Source organism: Fibrella rubiginis (assembly GCF_017353185.1).
GTDB classification, from domain to species: Bacteria; Bacteroidota; Bacteroidia; order Cytophagales; family Spirosomataceae; genus Fibrella; species Fibrella rubiginis.
Genome location: NZ_JAFMYV010000002.1, coordinates 775,194 through 791,099 on the forward strand (window position 1 = coordinate 775,194; position 15,906 = coordinate 791,099).

Annotated in this window: 18 protein-coding genes; 9 read left to right on the forward strand and 9 right to left on the reverse strand. The window is 54.3% G+C overall.

Translation table 11 applies throughout. The features are described 5' to 3' along the window. Positions 1 to 5 precede the first annotated feature (5 nt). The gene (locus tag J2I47_RS26490) at positions 6 to 563 is read right to left on the reverse strand and encodes an FAD-binding oxidoreductase (protein WP_229374325.1); all 558 of its coding nucleotides are present in this window, start codon (positions 561 to 563) and stop codon (positions 6 to 8) included. 130 nt (positions 564 to 693) lie between these two features. Then, complete coding sequence (locus J2I47_RS06745) at positions 694 to 1,200, reverse strand: histidine phosphatase family protein (RefSeq protein ID WP_207363773.1); 507 nt, start codon at positions 1,198 to 1,200, stop codon at positions 694 to 696. A 215-nt stretch (positions 1,201 to 1,415) separates the two neighbouring features. Between J2I47_RS06745 and J2I47_RS06750 the strand changes: the two genes are divergently transcribed. Together J2I47_RS06750 and J2I47_RS06755 are read left to right on the forward strand one after the other, a co-directional pair. Beyond that, on the forward strand, positions 1,416 to 1,667 hold the full coding sequence (locus J2I47_RS06750) for a YtxH domain-containing protein (protein ID WP_207363774.1): 252 nt from the start codon (positions 1,416 to 1,418) through the stop codon (positions 1,665 to 1,667). A gap of 32 nt (positions 1,668 to 1,699) precedes the next feature. Further along, complete coding sequence (locus J2I47_RS06755) at positions 1,700 to 2,128, forward strand: YtxH domain-containing protein (RefSeq protein WP_207363775.1); 429 nt, start codon at positions 1,700 to 1,702, stop codon at positions 2,126 to 2,128. A gap of 105 nt (positions 2,129 to 2,233) precedes the next feature. Here the strand turns inward: J2I47_RS06755 and J2I47_RS06760 are convergent, their stop codons facing one another. The 7 genes from J2I47_RS06760 to J2I47_RS06790 form a co-directional block, all read right to left on the reverse strand. After that, the gene (locus J2I47_RS06760; protein ID WP_207363776.1) at positions 2,234 to 4,135 is read right to left on the reverse strand and encodes a PAS domain-containing protein; all 1,902 of its coding nucleotides are present in this window, start codon (positions 4,133 to 4,135) and stop codon (positions 2,234 to 2,236) included. A 123-nt stretch (positions 4,136 to 4,258) separates the two neighbouring features. After that, positions 4,259 to 5,065, reverse strand: coding sequence for a LytR/AlgR family response regulator transcription factor (locus tag J2I47_RS06765; protein WP_207363828.1), 807 nt, complete (start codon positions 5,063 to 5,065; stop codon positions 4,259 to 4,261). Between the two features lie 160 nt (positions 5,066 to 5,225). Continuing rightward, complete coding sequence (locus tag J2I47_RS06770; RefSeq protein ID WP_207363777.1) at positions 5,226 to 6,299, reverse strand: sensor histidine kinase; 1,074 nt, start codon at positions 6,297 to 6,299, stop codon at positions 5,226 to 5,228. Between the two features lie 122 nt (positions 6,300 to 6,421). Then, a complete protein-coding gene (locus J2I47_RS06775; RefSeq protein ID WP_207363778.1) occupies positions 6,422 to 7,621 on the reverse strand; it encodes an MFS transporter in 1,200 nt (399 codons plus the stop codon). Positions 7,622 to 7,717: 96 nt separating this feature from the next. Next, positions 7,718 to 8,290: a PD-(D/E)XK nuclease family protein gene (locus J2I47_RS06780; protein WP_207363779.1), complete on the reverse strand. Its 573-nt coding sequence runs from the start codon at positions 8,288 to 8,290 to the stop codon at positions 7,718 to 7,720. Between the two features lie 31 nt (positions 8,291 to 8,321). Then, complete coding sequence (locus J2I47_RS06785) at positions 8,322 to 9,152, reverse strand: anti-sigma factor (protein WP_207363780.1); 831 nt, start codon at positions 9,150 to 9,152, stop codon at positions 8,322 to 8,324. Continuing rightward, a complete protein-coding gene (locus J2I47_RS06790) occupies positions 9,149 to 9,637 on the reverse strand; it encodes an RNA polymerase sigma factor (protein WP_207363781.1) in 489 nt (162 codons plus the stop codon). Before J2I47_RS06790 ends, J2I47_RS06785 begins: the two co-directional genes overlap by 4 nt. 336 nt (positions 9,638 to 9,973) lie before the next feature. Between J2I47_RS06790 and lysA the strand changes: the two genes are divergently transcribed. From lysA to J2I47_RS06825, 7 genes are all read left to right on the forward strand, one after another. Next, positions 9,974 to 11,218 (forward strand): diaminopimelate decarboxylase, encoded by a 1,245-nt coding sequence (gene lysA, locus J2I47_RS06795; protein WP_207363782.1) that lies wholly within the window; start codon positions 9,974 to 9,976, stop codon positions 11,216 to 11,218. Between the two features lie 110 nt (positions 11,219 to 11,328). Beyond that, positions 11,329 to 12,042 carry a YebC/PmpR family DNA-binding transcriptional regulator gene (locus J2I47_RS06800; RefSeq protein WP_207363783.1) on the forward strand — a complete coding sequence of 238 codons (714 nt, stop codon included), beginning with the start codon at positions 11,329 to 11,331 and terminating at the stop codon, positions 12,040 to 12,042. 408 nt (positions 12,043 to 12,450) lie between these two features. Beyond that, positions 12,451 to 13,170, forward strand: coding sequence for a hypothetical protein (locus tag J2I47_RS06805; protein WP_207363784.1), 720 nt, complete (start codon positions 12,451 to 12,453; stop codon positions 13,168 to 13,170). Positions 13,171 to 13,179: 9 nt separating this feature from the next. After that, complete coding sequence (locus J2I47_RS06810) at positions 13,180 to 13,620, forward strand: DUF3291 domain-containing protein (protein WP_207363785.1); 441 nt, start codon at positions 13,180 to 13,182, stop codon at positions 13,618 to 13,620. Between the two features lie 61 nt (positions 13,621 to 13,681). Continuing rightward, positions 13,682 to 14,101, forward strand: coding sequence for a tRNA (adenosine(37)-N6)-threonylcarbamoyltransferase complex ATPase subunit type 1 TsaE (gene tsaE, locus J2I47_RS06815; protein ID WP_207363786.1), 420 nt, complete (start codon positions 13,682 to 13,684; stop codon positions 14,099 to 14,101). A gap of 38 nt (positions 14,102 to 14,139) precedes the next feature. Next, positions 14,140 to 15,351 carry an alanine dehydrogenase gene (locus tag J2I47_RS06820; RefSeq protein ID WP_207363787.1) on the forward strand — a complete coding sequence of 404 codons (1,212 nt, stop codon included), beginning with the start codon at positions 14,140 to 14,142 and terminating at the stop codon, positions 15,349 to 15,351. A 116-nt stretch (positions 15,352 to 15,467) separates the two neighbouring features. Further along, a complete protein-coding gene (locus J2I47_RS06825) occupies positions 15,468 to 15,872 on the forward strand; it encodes a hypothetical protein (protein ID WP_207363788.1) in 405 nt (134 codons plus the stop codon). The last annotated feature ends 34 nt before the right edge of the window (positions 15,873 to 15,906 follow it).

Consider the following 15,906-nt stretch of genomic DNA (forward strand, 5'->3'; position numbering starts at 1 on the left):
ATCGACTACTTTTTGGGCAACATGCCCATAAAACCCGTATATACTTTTTCGTAATTGGCAGGTAACGTTTTGTCGCCCGGCATCCAGGTAACCTTGTGCTTTTCAGCGCCTTTTCGCCACTGCACAAAGCGATATATATTCCCCGGCTTGTCGAAAGCCGTCTTTTTTATCTGGCACCGATCCTCTACCGACCAAAACACGCGTTTGGTGTTTTGGGGCGTCTGAGTGCCCAGGAAAGTGTAGGTAGTAGCCTTGCTGGTTTTGCTGAACAAGCGCCCATCGTCGAGCAGGGAGTAGGCCGTTTCCAGACCCACCACGCCCCCACCCGACCCCACCGTGAGCACCCGGCCCTTATAAACATCAGGTACTTCCCGCGATGTTTTACGAACGAATTTCCCGATACGGGGTCCGGTTGGCCGGGCGGCTTGCCCCGATTTCTTTTTGGGAACCGAAAGGCTGTTGGGCTGGGCTACCGTAGGCCCCTGCGCCAGCGCCGCAACGGCCGGAGCCAGCGATAATGTGGTAATGACTGAAAGACGAAAGAAAACAAGTAGAGTGGGCATAGAGGATTTGGGGTGTTGGATTTGGGATTGCGGATTGGGGATTGGTTGCCGACGCCTGGGTTTGCTCATGCATAACCTGCACCGGCGTCAGCAACCAATCCCCAATCCGCAATCCCAAATCAAAAATTTCTTAATACGTTTCTTCACGCAGGTAGACACGCTTGCCAAAAGGTGTCTGGCGGCGGGTCACGATAAATAGATACTGGTAGTCGCCGTGGTTGATGACCGCAATAGTTGGTTTAGCACCCAACGCCGCTACCAACGGCAGCACCGTATTACTATGACCTACAACCAGGGCCGATTGCCCTTTAAAAGTAAGCAGTCGATTGGATAGCTCGGTAGGTGGCCTGGTGGGGTATTGTGTCACCGGTAGATTCTTTGCGCGAGCGGTGGGCAGGGCTGTCTGACGAGTGCGGGTATAAGGCGTGGCATAAATACTGTCGAGTTTGACCAACCCCAGCCGCGTGGCCAGTTTGTCGGCCCGCTGCAATCCCACTGCCGACAAACTGGTTGTATCGGTCTCATTGGCCCGCTCGGCATGGCGAACAACGTAGTATGTTGCCGTAGAGCAGTTGAGCAGGCAGCAGGCTATACCGCTCAATAAGCCTGTTTGTAAAAGCAGACGGTTAGGTAACATCAGGGCGTTGGTTGGGGGGAGGGATGACCATATTGTAGAAGTTGTTCCCCGTCAACAAGATACGTCAATCAAATCATCTGTTGAATTCAAAAATGACAACTCACTGATTTATAGCAATCTACTTACCTGTTTCTCCAGCGTCGGCATCTTGGTACGATATTTTCAAAAGGATGGTCAGACGTTTTGATCCATTTCACTTAACGCAAACCAAGCACATGAAATCGTTACCCGGAATTCTTTTAGGCCTGGCGGCTGGTGTTGTTGTCGGTGTTCTGCTCGCTCCACAGAGTGGCAAGAAAACCCGCGAAGGCCTGTCGTCGGAGACTGATAACTTCTTCAAGAATTTGCAGGATCAACTGCAAGACGGTCTCGAAAGCATCCGCAGCCAATACAACGATTATGTCGACACCGCTGCCTCAAAGACCAAAAGTGTTGCTGGCGAAGCAAAGCGCCGGGCGAAGTTTTAAGTTAAATGATTCACCACAAACCAACCAACACAATGCGTAGCACACGTGATTTCCTGACCGGCGTTCTGACCGGCGTAGCCATTGGCATCCTGACAGCACCCCGTAGCGGCAAAGAGACCCGCGATAAACTGACCGAAGAAGCAAACAAGCGGACCGAAGGGTTGAAAGATCAATGGAACAAAGGCGTTGCCCAGGCCAAAGATCAGTTCGACAAAGTGAAAGAGCAGGCAGGCCAATACGTTGATCAGGCGAAAGACCAGTTCAACCAGGTAAAAGGCCAGGCCAGCCAGTATGCTGATCAGGCAAAAGACCAGTTCAATCAGGCTAAAGGTGAGGCGAAAGACGAGTTCAACAAGAACAAGTACGAAGCCAAAGCCGATTACAACAATAAAGTAGATGAGTTTGCTGACGACGCTAAGTCGGGCATCAACTCAGCGAAAGATGCAGTAAAGGCAAACTAACGTTGCTTTCGCGTCCCTGATTTACTCAACACTATGGAAAGAACAGCCCCGGCCCACAAGGTCGGGGCTGTTCGCTTATATAGCCTTCCGTACGGCTGGCGATCTTTATTTTGGGAAATACAGCGTAAACGTTGCCCCTTCTCCTTCGCGGCTATGGGCCAATACAGCCCCGCCATGGTTATCCATCACTTTCTTTACAATAGCCAGTCCAATGCCCGTGCCACTGTACTGGCTACTGCGGCCGTGGAGCCGTTCGAAAGCGCCAAAGATGCGCTCACGGTAAGCTTCATTAAAGCCAATACCTGCGTCGGCCACGGTAATTTGCCAGTAGGCTAGTCGTGGCTTACCCGGTAGGATCAGCTCGGCAGGCAGGGCGGTGCGCTTCACTTCCTGGCCTGACACCCTTACGTGGGGCGGCAGATTGGGCTTGCTGAACTTGAGCGCATTGGACAACAGGTTTTGAAATATCTGCCTCAATTGCAGCGCATTACCTGTCAACGCAGGTAGCTTATCTACCTGAATCGACGCTACTTTTTCCTGAATAGCCACTTCCAGATCAATCAGCACATCGCCGATGAGCCGGTTTAAATCAACCGACTGATTCGGCACCGATTGGCCACCCGACAGCCGCGAGTAGGCCAGCAGATCATGGATGAGCGTCTGCATTCGGTTAGCGGCCGACTGCATGCGGAGCAACAACTCAGCCCCATCGCCTAATCTGGACGCGTACTGCTCCCGCAGTACCTGGCTAAACGAGTTAATCTTCCGCAATGGCTCCTGCAAATCATGACTGGCTACCGCCGCAAACTGATCGAGGCTGGCGTTCGACTCCCGAAGCTGTCGCTCGAGTTGCTTGCTCTCGGTCACGTTCATGAAGGTGACTACCATACTGTCAGCCCCCTGCTTTACAGCCGACACTTCAAACCAGCCTTCCAGCCCCAGTTCGTCGCGGTAATGCTGCGTCATCTGTTCGGGCTGGCCAGTCTGCATTACACGCACGTAGGCGTCGAAAAAACCATTCTCTGCATTACCCGGAAACAGGGTCATCAAGGTATGACCTTCTATTTCCTCCGGTTTCATGTTGATACTTCGTTCGGTGGCTTTGTTGGCCATTTCCACCCGGAAATCAATGATTTGGGCAGTTTGTGGCTCATAAATGGCCGTCATGTAGAAAATAGAGCTGAGCGATGCATCAAGCGTGGCGCGTAGTTGCTCACTCTGCCGCGAGAGGGCCAGTTCATTTTCTTTGATGGCCGTAATGTCATTGAACGTGACAATGGCCCCGTCACCATAGCGGGAAATCCTGGTGTCGAACCAGCCATTGACGGCCCCAGACCGGTATTCCAGTTCTGATAGCTGTAGCGGTTCACCTGTCTCCAGTACGTTTCGGTATAAGTCGAGCATACCATCATGTTGCGCTTCCGGAAACAGGCTGAGGTAATTGGCCCCGATGAGTTCCTGCTGGCTGCGCCCCAGAATCTGAGCGCAGGTGGGATTTGCCAGCGCAAAACGTAGATCGACAAACGTACCTGCTTCGTCACGTACAGCTTCGAGCAGGGCAATGGCCGATTGTGTTTCGTTGGCGATGGTTTTAAGCAGGTTGGCTTGTTCCTGCTGCTTACGGTCTGTGATGTCGATCAGGTTGACAACGATACCGTCGTTGAGTTTCCTTACCGTGATCTTGTACCAGTCGCGCCCGGCAGGGCCAGCTCCATCCAGCTCACCTGTAAACGATATGCCCGTTTCCACCACCCGACGGTACTCGTTGAAATATCCGCTGCGGTCGAGCACCGGAAACAACGCGCGCAGGGAGTTGGTACTTAATTCAGCTTCTGTACGGGCAACCGCCTTGCGAAAGGCATAGTTTGACAAAATGACTTGAAAATCAACCAGTTCGTTTGTATCTGGGTCGCGCACGGCGATTGCCGCGTAAATTCGTGTAAGCGAATAATCGAGTACTGACTGGTAGAAAGCTGGCGAAAGGTCGGCTTGTGTTGGATTGAGCATAACGTGGTCAGACAGTGTTGCTAACCAACCGATGGGGTATGTCGGTTAACGTTGGTAAGATAATCCCGAACCGGTTCTTTCCAGCCCATCAGCCCAAATTATTGTTCTACTGTACCTGCCCCTTCACTTCCCCATCCATTTTTTGAAATCCGTAGCCCGTTCGCGGCTCACAATAACCTCGTCGGTGGGGGCGGGTTTGATGGTTAGCTTCAGTTTATTGTTGAAATAAGGGTGAATCTGCTGCACCGAGTTGATGTCGATGATAAACTGGCGGTTGGCCCGGAAAAACTGCGTCGGGTCCAGCATCGCTTCCAGTTCGTCGAGGGTGTAGTCGAGCGAAAACTTCTGGTTGTTATTGGTACGGAAGAGGCTCACACCGTCTTCAGAATAGAAATAAGCTACGTCGGCTACCTCCACCGGTACCCACTGCTGCAGGTGACGTACCAGAAACCGCTTGCGGTAGTCGGTGGGCTGAATCTGCTGCCGAAGTTGCTGCACCAGCACGTCGATCGCCACGCGGCCGGCATCCTGAACGGGCACTTGGGTGGTTGTCTGCTGACTGCGAAGCCGGTGATGTTTCTCCAGGCTGGCCTCCAGCTCCCGGCGTTTAATGGGCTTCAGCAGATAGTCTATACTGTTGACTTTGAATGCTTTAAGTGCATACTCGTCATACGACGTTGTGAAGATAACCGGCGACTCAACCGGTGTTTGCTCGAAAATATCGAAACTCTGCCCATCGGCCAGTTCAATATCCATCAGGATCAGGTCGGGGGCGGGCTGCCCCGTTGTGCGGTTCTGCTCCAGCCAGTTCACCGACGCCCGTACGCTGGCTGCCGTGCCCACAATTTCAATGGTGGGGTCTACCTCCTGCAACAGCTTGGTCAGTTTGCGAACGGCCAGTTCTTCATCTTCGACAATAAATACGTTCAGCATGGTTCTGGAGCGATTTGATTTAGGAGGTTAACGGGACAAAGGCACTGCAATGCATCAAAATAACGGCTTATACTATCGCACCCAAATAACCTGACCGTTGAACAGGACAAAACCGGCCTTCAACCAGCACGTCTGTTGGGTGAAGCGTATTAACCGATTACGAACCAGCCAGCACAAACGGCGGCATGGTTGGGTGGTCGGTGGTGCTGGCAGCCAGCAGCGGTAGCGTAACCACAAACGAACTGGCCTCTTCCCGAATGTCGATCCCCCCGGTGCCCAGCAATTGATACTTGGTGGCAATATTGGCCAGCCCAACCCGATTCGAGACTACGCTGGTGGATTTGCGCTGCAAGTTGTTGCGCACAATCAGGCTACCATCGCGCGCCAGGATCTCGATGTGCAGGGGTTGTTCGGCCAGGATAATGTTGTGTTTCACCGCGTTTTCTACCAGCACCTGTAGTGTCAGCGGGGGTAAGAGCAGACCCTGTTCGTGTTCGGGGGCGAAGATATGTAGTTCGATACCGGCCGTGTAGCGGGTTTTGAGCAAGTGGAAATACGAGTCGATAAATGCCAGTTCGTTGCGCAGGGTGGTGAGGTCGAACTCGTTACTGCGCAGCAGGTAGCGATACACACTGCTGATTTCATCAACAAATGCTTCGGCCTGCCGGGGGTTTTCGCTAATCAGCGACGAGAGTGAATTGAGGTTGTTGAACAGAAAGTGCGGGTTGATCTGGTTCTTCAGCGAATCAAGCTGACTTTGCAGGTTTGCCTTCACCAGCGCCTCTTTTTCCACGTACGTCTGCTGCCATTGCCGCAGGACGTAGCCCCCTTCGTAGATGACCATGTACACGCAGTGGTAAAAAAACTGGATACCCAGCGACGAAGTATAGTCAACGGCAGTGGGCCAGTACCAGCCTTTCTGGTCGAACACAGTATGGGCCACTTTGCGAATAAACCAGCCAAAATTGGCCAGAACAGGCAGGGCCAGCGCCAGCCAGGTAATTCGGGTGCGGGTCTGGGTGTGGCTGGGGTAGCGGCGCTGAACGGCCAGCACCACCCGGCGGGTTAGTTCCCAGCAGATGTAGCCCGCCGAAATGGCGATAATGTCGGTCTTGATGATCTGGCGCAGGGAAAACTCAAAATACCAGTTCAGCCGAAAGAAAGTTGTACCGAACAGGAACAGCGCCGGGGGGCCAAACAGCCTGATTTTTATATCGTTAGCGTACTTCACGTTTGCATAGGCAAGGACGCGTCAAGATCGTGGCCGGCGGCTAAACGACCAACCAATATCCCGATGAACCGACATAACCAGCTGGTGAAGCGTGAAGAATGAGTGGTTGAACCGACAAGTACCTAGCGAACCCCTACGACCCTGTTTACCCAAAACAATCCCGCTGCCGACACCACCGCTAGGCCGGTGAGCAGCCACCAGAGTGGGGTAAAACCAACCCACTGCACCACCTGCGAACAGAGGACAGGGCTACACACCTGAGCCAGCGCCCAGGCCATGGCGTAGAGGCCCATATACTGGCCCCGGTTGCTGTCGTTGGCGCGGTTGGCCGTGAAGGTTTGCATAAACGGCATGGCCAGCATTTCGCCCACAGTCATCAGCAGGATCGTGACGACGGCTACGCCCGGCCAGTAGGTGGTGGCAAGGGCAACAAAGCTCAGGGCCGTTAGCAGCACGCCCACCGCCGAGATGCCCATCCGGCGCCGGAACCGCCGTTCGAGGCTGTAGACAAGCACCATTTCGACCCCCACGATCAGCAGCCCGTTCATGGCCGACAGCACCCCGATTTTGGCTTCGTTCAGCCCTAAGTTCTCTTTGAAATAGAGCGGGATAAAGCTAAAAAAAGGCACGAATGCCGTGGTATACAGCAGCACGCAACCCGTAAACAGCATAAACAACCCATCCCGATACGGCGACTGTATGCGTACCTGCTCTGTCTGGACGGCATCGGGCGGCGGTGGTGCGGTAGTGGGCCGTGGCAGGGCGTAGAGCAGGAAAAAGGCTGCGCTGAGGCAGGTGAGACCATCAACCCAGAACAGCAACCGGTAGTTGATGCTTGCCAGCAGACCACCCAGGCCGCCGCCCACTGCCCAGCCCAGATTGATAGCCAGCCGGTTAAGCGAGTAGGCCCGCGTTCGGGTTTCGGGTGTGCTGTAGTAGGCAATGGCCGCTGAGTTGGCCGGACGAAAGGCATCACCCAGAAGGGTGAACACAAAAACGGCGGCGCACAAACCCGGAAAAGAGGTGATAAACTGAAGGCCAAGGAGCATAAGCCCGCCAAAGAGCAGGCTAAACAACTGGATAGAATAGAACCCCAGCCGGTCGGTAAGCTGCCCGCCCAAAAACGTCCCCAGCACCGACCCCAGCCCAAAAGCAGCCAACACAATCCCGGCTTCTTCCACCGAAAAGTGCAGGTGCTGGGTCATGTATAGCGACAGGTACGGCAATACCATGGTGCCGCATCGGTTGATGAGCATCACCCCCGCCAACAGCCACATCCGCCGCGGCAAACCCGTATACACTGTCCGGTAAAGAGCAAACATGGGGGAACAAGGAATGGTGAGTGATGAATGATAAGTGATGAATTTGCGGACGTCAGCGTAGTTGGCGTCCGCAAATTCATCACTTATCATTAAAATTTACACCACTATTTTTTTGTCTGTAATCAACGCCCGGTTGGCATTGATGAAGGCTTTAAACTGCTGAATTTCTTCGAGTTGGCGATCAATGGAGTGCGTGAGGGTATAGCTTTCAACGAACACGTCCTTGAAATCGGTGATGACGTATTCCATCAGCTTGATACCCTTTTTCTTCAGCGCGTGGAGATACAGGTTCTGGTGGTTGAACAGGTACCGCCCCGGCTGATACGAGCCCGTAGTTTTGATATCGACAGCTTTGTATTTACCAATCAGGTCGACGTAACCGTAGAACAGCACATCGTCGATCTGCCACTGGCAATACACCTGCGTGTCGACGATGGGGCGCGGCAGCAGTTTCCGCACTTTCTTCAGAATGTCGGGGTCGAAACGTTCTTCGTCAACGCCTTTGATCAGGGTTTCTTCAAACGAAGTGCCCCGCTCCTGCGCCGCGGTGGAGGGTTGCGGCACCCGGTTGATGGCGTCGAGCAGGGCCTGTTCGGTCAGGTTGCCGCCGTGCAGGTAGCGCGAGAAGGTGTTGAGCAGGGTCGGGTAGAACCGGTAGTTGATATCCATACCGGCTCAACACCCCAAAACCCACGACAGTTTAGCTTACTTTACCCATGGCCAACAACGTCGACAGTGTGGGTGTGGGGCTACCCCCTGCCTTCTCAATAGTCACGGCAAAGGCGTCGGCAGCGGCAATGGCGCGGGCCGTGCGTTGCAGCCGCTGACGGTCAGTACCAAATACACCGGCATCGACGGGCTTACCCCCCACCAGCGCCCAGAGCTGGTATTGCTTGTCGGCGGGAAGTGTGGGCAGCGACTCTACTTCCAGCGTCACCTGTTTGGCAGCCCGGTTCCAGTACACCACCAGATCGGCCTGTGCACCATCTGGTTTGGCTTTCGCCAGCCGGATCGTTTCCACACCGGGTGTTTTCAACAGGCTGATCAACTGACTGTTATGCGCCTGCTGCTGTTTCAACTGGCTCACCTCTGTCTGGATACGGGTGTTGGTCTGCGCCAGTTCGTCGGCGTATTCCTGCTTGTTTTTAAGCTGATTGATCAAAAAATACGCAAAGGCGATCAGCACCAGCCCCACGGCTGCGGCGGCTACCCAGGCTACCTGAAATGTAGGCACCTCGCGGTGCAGGGGTACCACCTTGGCGCCCGACGTTGTGTCTGTATTGGTGCTTTCCGATGGTGCGGGTGGCCCCATCGTGAGCCGACTGCGAATGCGCGCCTGAAGATCAGCTGGCGGTTCGGTGCTGTGCAGGAGAGCGTAGTTTTCGAGCGCCTGTGTCAGCTTATCCAGTTCCTGACGAATTTCGGGATAAATGGCAGACAAACATTGTACCTCGCGCCGCTCCTGGTCGCTGACGGCTCCCAGCGCATACGATTCCAGAATTCCGGAATCAATGTAGTCGGGTATGTTCATCGGCTGAATACTTGTTTAAGTTCCTGTAGTGTGGTCTGCATCAGCCTCCGCAACCCTTGTGGAGGCAACTGGGCAGACTCAGCAAGCTGGTCGGCAGTCTGTCCGCAGAAATACATTTTATTTAACAAAATACGGTGTTCATCTGCCATTAGATTGTCTACTTCCGTAGAATCTTGACTAAATTTTACCTGACTCCCACTTGTTTGCGGGTCAACGCAACCATGTGCAGCCCGGCGGGCGCGGTTTAGCAGCCAGGTCAATAAACTGCTCTGACGCGGCGCAAACGTATCAAAATCGGCCCAGGCAGCGACAAAAACATCTTCTACTACCTTGGCGGCCACACTGGGTTTTTCCACAATAGTGAGTACTACTCCATATAATACATGGGCATACTGGTCGTATAACCATTGAAACGCCTGTTCGTCTCGTTTGGCCAATTTTGGTAGTAACTGGCTTTCGGGCACTAAAAAAAGCGGCTGTTTCACAAGGGAGGATTCGACAAAAAGAGGTAGAAGGTTGTCATTCGTTGGCAATCTATTGAGCGAACGGCAAAATACCATCATTGGCGCTGGGGCTGTTCGCGTTAGGTTTCAAACCCCCGCCCGGGGGGTGTATCGTCGCCTCAAAGTACGGCAAAGAGAGCACGTGTGATGCAAAACCGCCCGCGCAGCGCGAATTTTTATTTTGTCAGCCAGGCAATTTCGAGCGTAAGCGCAAGCTTATTCTGGTCCGTCAGAAAGGCGGAACTTACCCTTCAGGCCTTCCCTTAAATTTGCCCTCTGCGGCCCAAAACCGTATATTTGCGGCCTATTTTGCCCCATATGTCATCGCCTTATCACCTTCAGGGTATCCCCACCACCACCCTCGCCGACGAGTTTGGTCTGCCTCTCTACGTCTATGATGCCGACAGGATCATTGACCAGATCAACCAGTTCCGGGCGGCGTTTCGCGGGGTGAACCTCAAAATAAAATACGCCACCAAAGCCCTCACCAACCTCTCGATCCTGAAGCTGATGCGGATGCAGGGCGTAGAGGTCGACGTGGTGTCGGTAAACGAAGCGCGGCTGGCCCGAATGGCGGGCTATGCTCCGGGCCAGATCATGTATACCCCCAGCGGCAACGCCTGGACCGAAATCGAAGAGGCCATCCGGATGGGCCTGCGCCTGAACGTCGACAGCCTGCCCCTGCTGGAGCAGGTGGGCGAAACCTACGGCAGCAGCGTGCCTGTTTGCCTGCGGATTAACCCCAGCGTGGCCGACGGCGGTAACCTGAAAATTCAGACGGGCCATGCCGACTCGAAGTTTGGTATTCCTCACGCCCTCCGCGCCGACATTGCCCGGGTTGTGGCGCACTACGGCATCGTGGTAGAAGGCCTGCACGTACACACAGGCTCCGATTTTAAGTCGGCCCGGACGTTTTTGCAGGGTGCCGAGGTGCTGTTCGACCTGGCGGGTGACTACCCCGACCTTCAGTTTATGGACTTCGGCAGTGGGTTTAAAGTGGCCTACCGCGAGGGCGACCACGTAACGGACATGGCCGAACTCGGTGCCGCCATGTCGGAAGCGTTCGGTGCCTTTTGTGCTCGATACGGCCGTGAACTGGAACTATGGTTTGAGCCGGGCAAGTTTCTGGTAAGCGAGTCGGGCCATTTGCTGGTGGGCGTGAACGTGGTGAAGCAGCACCCCACCCGCACCTTCGTGCAGGTCGATTCGGGCCTGAACCACCTGATCCGGCCCATGATGTACGACGCCTACCACGAGATTGTGAACCTGAGCAACCCAGCGGGCACGCCAACAACCTACGACGTGGTGGGCTATATCTGCGAAACAGATACCTTCGCTACCAACCGTGTGCTGCCCGAAGTACGGCCCGGCGACGTGCTGTCGATTGAAAATGCCGGAGCCTATGGTTTCAGCATGGCCTCGACCTATAATCTCCGCAGCCGCCCCGCCGAAGTGCTGATCTACGAAGGCACCGCCCACCTGATCCGTCAGCGCGACACCTTCGAGGATTTGACACGGGGCATGGTGGATGTTGACCTATTGAACACTGTTGAAACAATTTAAAAAAATAGTCCAGGGTTTAATGTCTAACGCCTAAAGTTGCTTCGCGTGCGGCACTCTAGTACGCGAAGCAACTTTAGACGTTAGACATTAAACCTTGGACTCCTTAAAAAATGGGACGCGCATTTGAATACCGGAAAGCCCGAAAAATGAAACGCTGGGGGCAGATGGCCAAAACCTTCACCCGCATCGGAAAAGACATTGTCATTGCCGTGAAAGCCGGCGGACCCGACCCCGACACCAACGGACGGTTACGGGCCATCATCCAGAACGCCAAGGCCGCCAACATGCCCAAAGAGAACGTGGAGCGGGCTATCAAAAAGGCGTCGTCGAAGGAGCAGGAGGATTACAAAGAGATTGTGTATGAAGGTTACGCCCCCCATGGCGTGGGCCTGGTGATCGAAACGGCAACGGATAACCTCAACCGGACGGTGGCCAACATCCGCAGCTACCTCAACAAGCTGGGTGGCAGCCTGGGTACGCAGGGCATGCTCGACTTCATGTTTACCCGCAAATCGGTGTTCCGCATTCCCGCTGAGGGCATAGACATGGAAGAACTGGAACTGGAACTCATCGACCTCGGTGCCGACGAGCTGGAACTGGACGAAGAGACAAACCAAATCGTGATCTACGGCGACTTCACGGCCTTCGGTGCCCTCCAGAAATACCTCGAAGAAAAGGGCTACGAACTGAAAGGTGCTGAATTTGAGCGTATCCCCACCGATTACAAAGAACTCACCGACGAGCAGGCGGCCGATGTGGAGAAGCTCATCGAGCGCATCGAAGAAGACGACGACGTGCAGATGGTGTACCACAACATGAAGTAATACCGCCACCAATCCCATACCAACGGCTGACCGATGCCCCCCATCAGTCAGCCGTTTTTTTATCTAACCAACCCCTTACAAGTGAATATACAGGCCCCCTATGGGTCAGATGTTGGCAGACAGACGTTTAGGCTTCACATCAATCAGATACCGGTAACCAAGCGTTTAGGCAACTGAATGGCGCGCTTACTAGCGGCATTCGTTAGCGTCGGGTGATCTACAGGCAAGCCCCCGGTAATTTAGCAGGTGGCTGGTTTAACATATACTTATCTGTTAATCAGTTATTTACGTAACAGGCTGGTTAACAGATGGCTGACGTACCACACCGGCGATGCGGTGAATTGAGTAAACGGTATTCAGCATAGCGGAAGGATTTTGTTATTTCCAGTCCCACAACCCTCCTCTGCTGTGCTAACCATAACGCTGAAACCTGCCCAGGACCTAAGGTCGCATGAGCTTGCTGCGCTCTATGATCTGGCCCGTCGTACCGGGTTTCCGTTGGCTGACAACTATATCGAGTCGGCGCATTTCGTGCATAAACCTACGGTGGTGATGGCCTATAGAAACCGACAACTACTTGGCTTTCAGTCATATAACACCTACAAATTACACACGCCTTTTTTTCGTGGCACAGTCCCGTTTATTTATGGCGGGCTGGCTTTTCAGGATTATGCCCTGGCCGGACGGGGGCTGGGCTACCGGCTGAGCCGCTATTATATGCGGCATACATTAGGGCGGTTGTTCTTTCTGCGGCGCTATGCTTTTGCCATCCGCACACCCACGCCCCGGCTCATGCAGATACTGGCCGTACAACACGAGTTAGTCCACTTCAAAAACGGACGGCTCACCCCCGACGTACTCCAGTTTGCGCTTCAGTTTGTCCGCAACGTCCGCCGGTTCGATTACTCAATTGATGATCGGCTGGTAGTACGCGGAGAACCCGTTCATGCCGACATTACCGATCAGTGGGCGCGGCTGTTTCAGGCGTCAGACGAAGCCTACAACCAGTTGGCCTACGAGGCTGACTTAGTGCGTGTGGAGGGCGAAAAACGATATTTAACGGGCAACTACCTACTTTTATTGGGTCATTCGTCGGTACGGCAACTGATCCAGTCGCTACGGGTTTGACCCTACCCCATGCACATTGCCCAGATCAATATTTCGCGCCTCCTCGCGCCCATTCACGACCCGCTCATTGCCGATTTCGCGGCGCAACTCGACGAGATCAACGCCCTGGCCGAACGTAGCCCCGGCTTCGTCTGGAGACTTAAGGGCGAAGGCAACAACGCGACCGACCTAAGTCCCTTTGCCGACGACCTCATTATCGTCACCATGTCGGTCTGGACGTCTGTCGAGGCCCTGAAGCAGTTCGCGTTTAAGTCGGCCCATACCGTGGTTATGCGCCGCCGCGACGAGTGGTTTTCTACATTTCCTACGGCCTATCTGGCCCTGTGGTGGGTAGACGAAGGCCACGAGCCAACTGTGGATGAGGCCAAAGCGCGGCTCCGTTCGCTGGATGAACATGGCCCCACGCCCTTTGCCTTCACGTTTCGGCAGTTGTTTAGCCCGCATGCATAGGGCAGAATGGCCTTTTCGCGCCATAGTGGCTATCTTTGTGCTATAATCAACGTTCACGACCATGACCGCTACGTTTACTGAGCTAACCGAAGTCGACGCTGTGGTGCAGCAACTCATTGCCGAAGCCGGCCCGGAACGGGTGTGGCTCTTCGAAGGCGATATGGGCGTTGGCAAAACCACGCTGATCAAGGCCATCTGTCGGGCGTTGGGCGTGGTGAGCGTGGTGCAAAGCCCAACCTTCGGGCTGGTCAACGAGTACACCACCCAAACCGGCGATTCGGTGTATCATTTTGATTGCTACCGGCTCCGCAACGAAGCCGAAGCCCTCGATATTGGCCTTGACGAATACCTTGATTCGGGCAACTACTGCCTGATTGAGTGGCCCGAACGCATTGCCAGCCTGTGGCCTGCTCACTACTACCTCATCGACCTCACCGTTGATCCCGACGGCATACGAACCGTAAAAACGGCCCTCAGTTAACCCAGACCCTTTACCCTGATCAATTTCTTACCAAGCCTGTGACAGGATTTGAAGAACTAGCGAAGCAAACATCGCTCTACCCAAAAGAACTAGCGGCGGCTGTGAAGTCGACGCAGAGCAGCCTGCTGATTGGGTTGCCCAAGGAGGTGTCGTTGCAGGAAAACCGCATTGCCCTTACCCCCGAGGCCGTGGCTATCCTGGTGCGCAACGGACACGAGGTGCGGGTGGAAACCAACGCCGGTGTGGGTGCCAAATTCAGCGACAGCGACTACAGCGAGGCCGGGGCGCACATTGTCTATTCGACCAAAGAGGTCTACGAAGCCAACCTGATTCTGAAGATTGAGCCGCTGGTTGCCGACGAGTTTAACCACCTCAGGCAGGGCACCACGATTATTTCGGCTCTGAACCTGCCCGCCCACGAACGGTCTTATTTTGAGAAACTTAACGACCGCAACGTGACCGGCATCGCCTATGAGCTGATCGAAGACAAAGCCGAGGGGCTGCCCGTGATCCGGTCGATGAGCGAGATGGCGGGGAGCATTGTACTGCTCATTGCGGGTGAATACCTCAGCAGTGCCAATGGTCGCGGCATCATTCTGGGGGGTATCACGGGCGTGCCGCCTACCAAAGTGGTCATCATTGGCGCGGGCACCGTGGCCGAATTCGCTACCCGCGCCGCCCTGGGCCTGGGCGCCGACATCAAGATTTTCGACAAAGATCTTTACAAACTACAGCGGTTTAAATACGCCATTGGCACGTCGGTCTACACGTCTATTCTGGACTCAGACACCCTCTCGGAGGCCATTGAGCGTGCCGACGTGGTGATTGGTGCCCTGCGCGGCGACGATGGCCGCAGCCCGGTGGTAGTAACCGACACAATGGTGAGCCGCATGAAACCCCACTCGGTCATCATCGACGTGGCGATTGACCAGGGCGGCAATTTCGAGACTTCGCGGATGACCTCGCACAAGAATCCGACTTTCCGGGTGCACGACGTGATCCACTTCTGCGTGCCCAATATTGCAGCGCGGGTGCCCCACACGGCAAGTATGGCGCTGAGCAATATTTTTCTGCCGTTCTTGCTCCAGACCGGCACCATCGGCGGCATTGAAGCCATGCTCTACGCCAATCGCTGGTTTATGAAGGGCGTCTATTGCCACAAAGGCACCCTCACCAACCCCCACATCGCCCGCACCTACAACATGCGCTACAAAGACCTGGAACTGATCCTGGGCGCGGGGAGGTTTTAAGAGAAAATGTACAATGAACAATGTATAATGAACAATGGCTTCGCGACTGAGTGTAATATGCGAAGCCATTGTTCATTATACATTGTTCATTGTACATTAACCTTCCTTCACATCCCATGATCAACTACAGTAACGAAAACGTCCTGATGGACGATGCGAATTCGCCCGATCTGAATCGGAAACTGATGGGCATCGTGTCTGCCGATTTCGTCAAGGTGGCCGACTCGCTGAAAGAAGCTTCCTACCAGATCCGCAAGCGCGGCTTCTCGGATTACCCCGTATTTGTGGCCTCGAACACCGACGTAGCCGTGGGTCAATTGCTGTTTAGCCAAGGCAATATGGGCAACGAGCTGACCTACAAAGCCACGTATGTCGACGAGTTTATTGAGCGTCAACTCATTGCGCCTGAGTCCCTTGAACTCTGGCGTGAAAACTACAAAAACGCCGACGAATACTGCTGCCTCTTCGTGGTCCTCGCCGAATTCACCGGCTTCGTCTACATTCCGTATCCGGAAGACTAAGGGGAGTTTCAGGTTTAACGTCCAAGGTTTAACG

What these genes read in the sequence shown, in the direction of transcription:
- J2I47_RS06750 (WP_207363774.1), top strand. Translation starts at nt 1,416, where the DNA reads ATGAAATCGTTACCCGGAATTCTTTTAGGCCTGGCGGCTGGTGTTGTT.
- J2I47_RS06760 (WP_207363776.1), bottom strand. Translation starts at nt 4,135, where the DNA reads ATGCTCAATCCAACACAAGCCGACCTTTCGCCAGCTTTCTACCAGTCA.
- J2I47_RS06800 (WP_207363783.1), top strand. Translation starts at nt 11,329, where the DNA reads ATGGGACGCGCATTTGAATACCGGAAAGCCCGAAAAATGAAACGCTGG.
- J2I47_RS06785 (WP_207363780.1), bottom strand. Translation starts at nt 9,152, where the DNA reads ATGAACATACCCGACTACATTGATTCCGGAATTCTGGAATCGTATGCG.
- J2I47_RS26490 (WP_229374325.1), bottom strand. Translation starts at nt 563, where the DNA reads ATGCCCACTCTACTTGTTTTCTTTCGTCTTTCAGTCATTACCACATTA.
- J2I47_RS06810 (WP_207363785.1), top strand. Translation starts at nt 13,180, where the DNA reads ATGCACATTGCCCAGATCAATATTTCGCGCCTCCTCGCGCCCATTCAC.
- J2I47_RS06780 (WP_207363779.1), bottom strand. Translation starts at nt 8,290, where the DNA reads ATGGATATCAACTACCGGTTCTACCCGACCCTGCTCAACACCTTCTCG.
- tsaE (WP_207363786.1), top strand. Translation starts at nt 13,682, where the DNA reads ATGACCGCTACGTTTACTGAGCTAACCGAAGTCGACGCTGTGGTGCAG.
- J2I47_RS06825 (WP_207363788.1), top strand. Translation starts at nt 15,468, where the DNA reads ATGATCAACTACAGTAACGAAAACGTCCTGATGGACGATGCGAATTCG.
- J2I47_RS06755 (WP_207363775.1), top strand. Translation starts at nt 1,700, where the DNA reads ATGCGTAGCACACGTGATTTCCTGACCGGCGTTCTGACCGGCGTAGCC.
- lysA (WP_207363782.1), top strand. Translation starts at nt 9,974, where the DNA reads ATGTCATCGCCTTATCACCTTCAGGGTATCCCCACCACCACCCTCGCC.
- J2I47_RS06775 (WP_207363778.1), bottom strand. Translation starts at nt 7,621, where the DNA reads ATGTTTGCTCTTTACCGGACAGTGTATACGGGTTTGCCGCGGCGGATG.
- J2I47_RS06745 (WP_207363773.1), bottom strand. Translation starts at nt 1,200, where the DNA reads ATGTTACCTAACCGTCTGCTTTTACAAACAGGCTTATTGAGCGGTATA.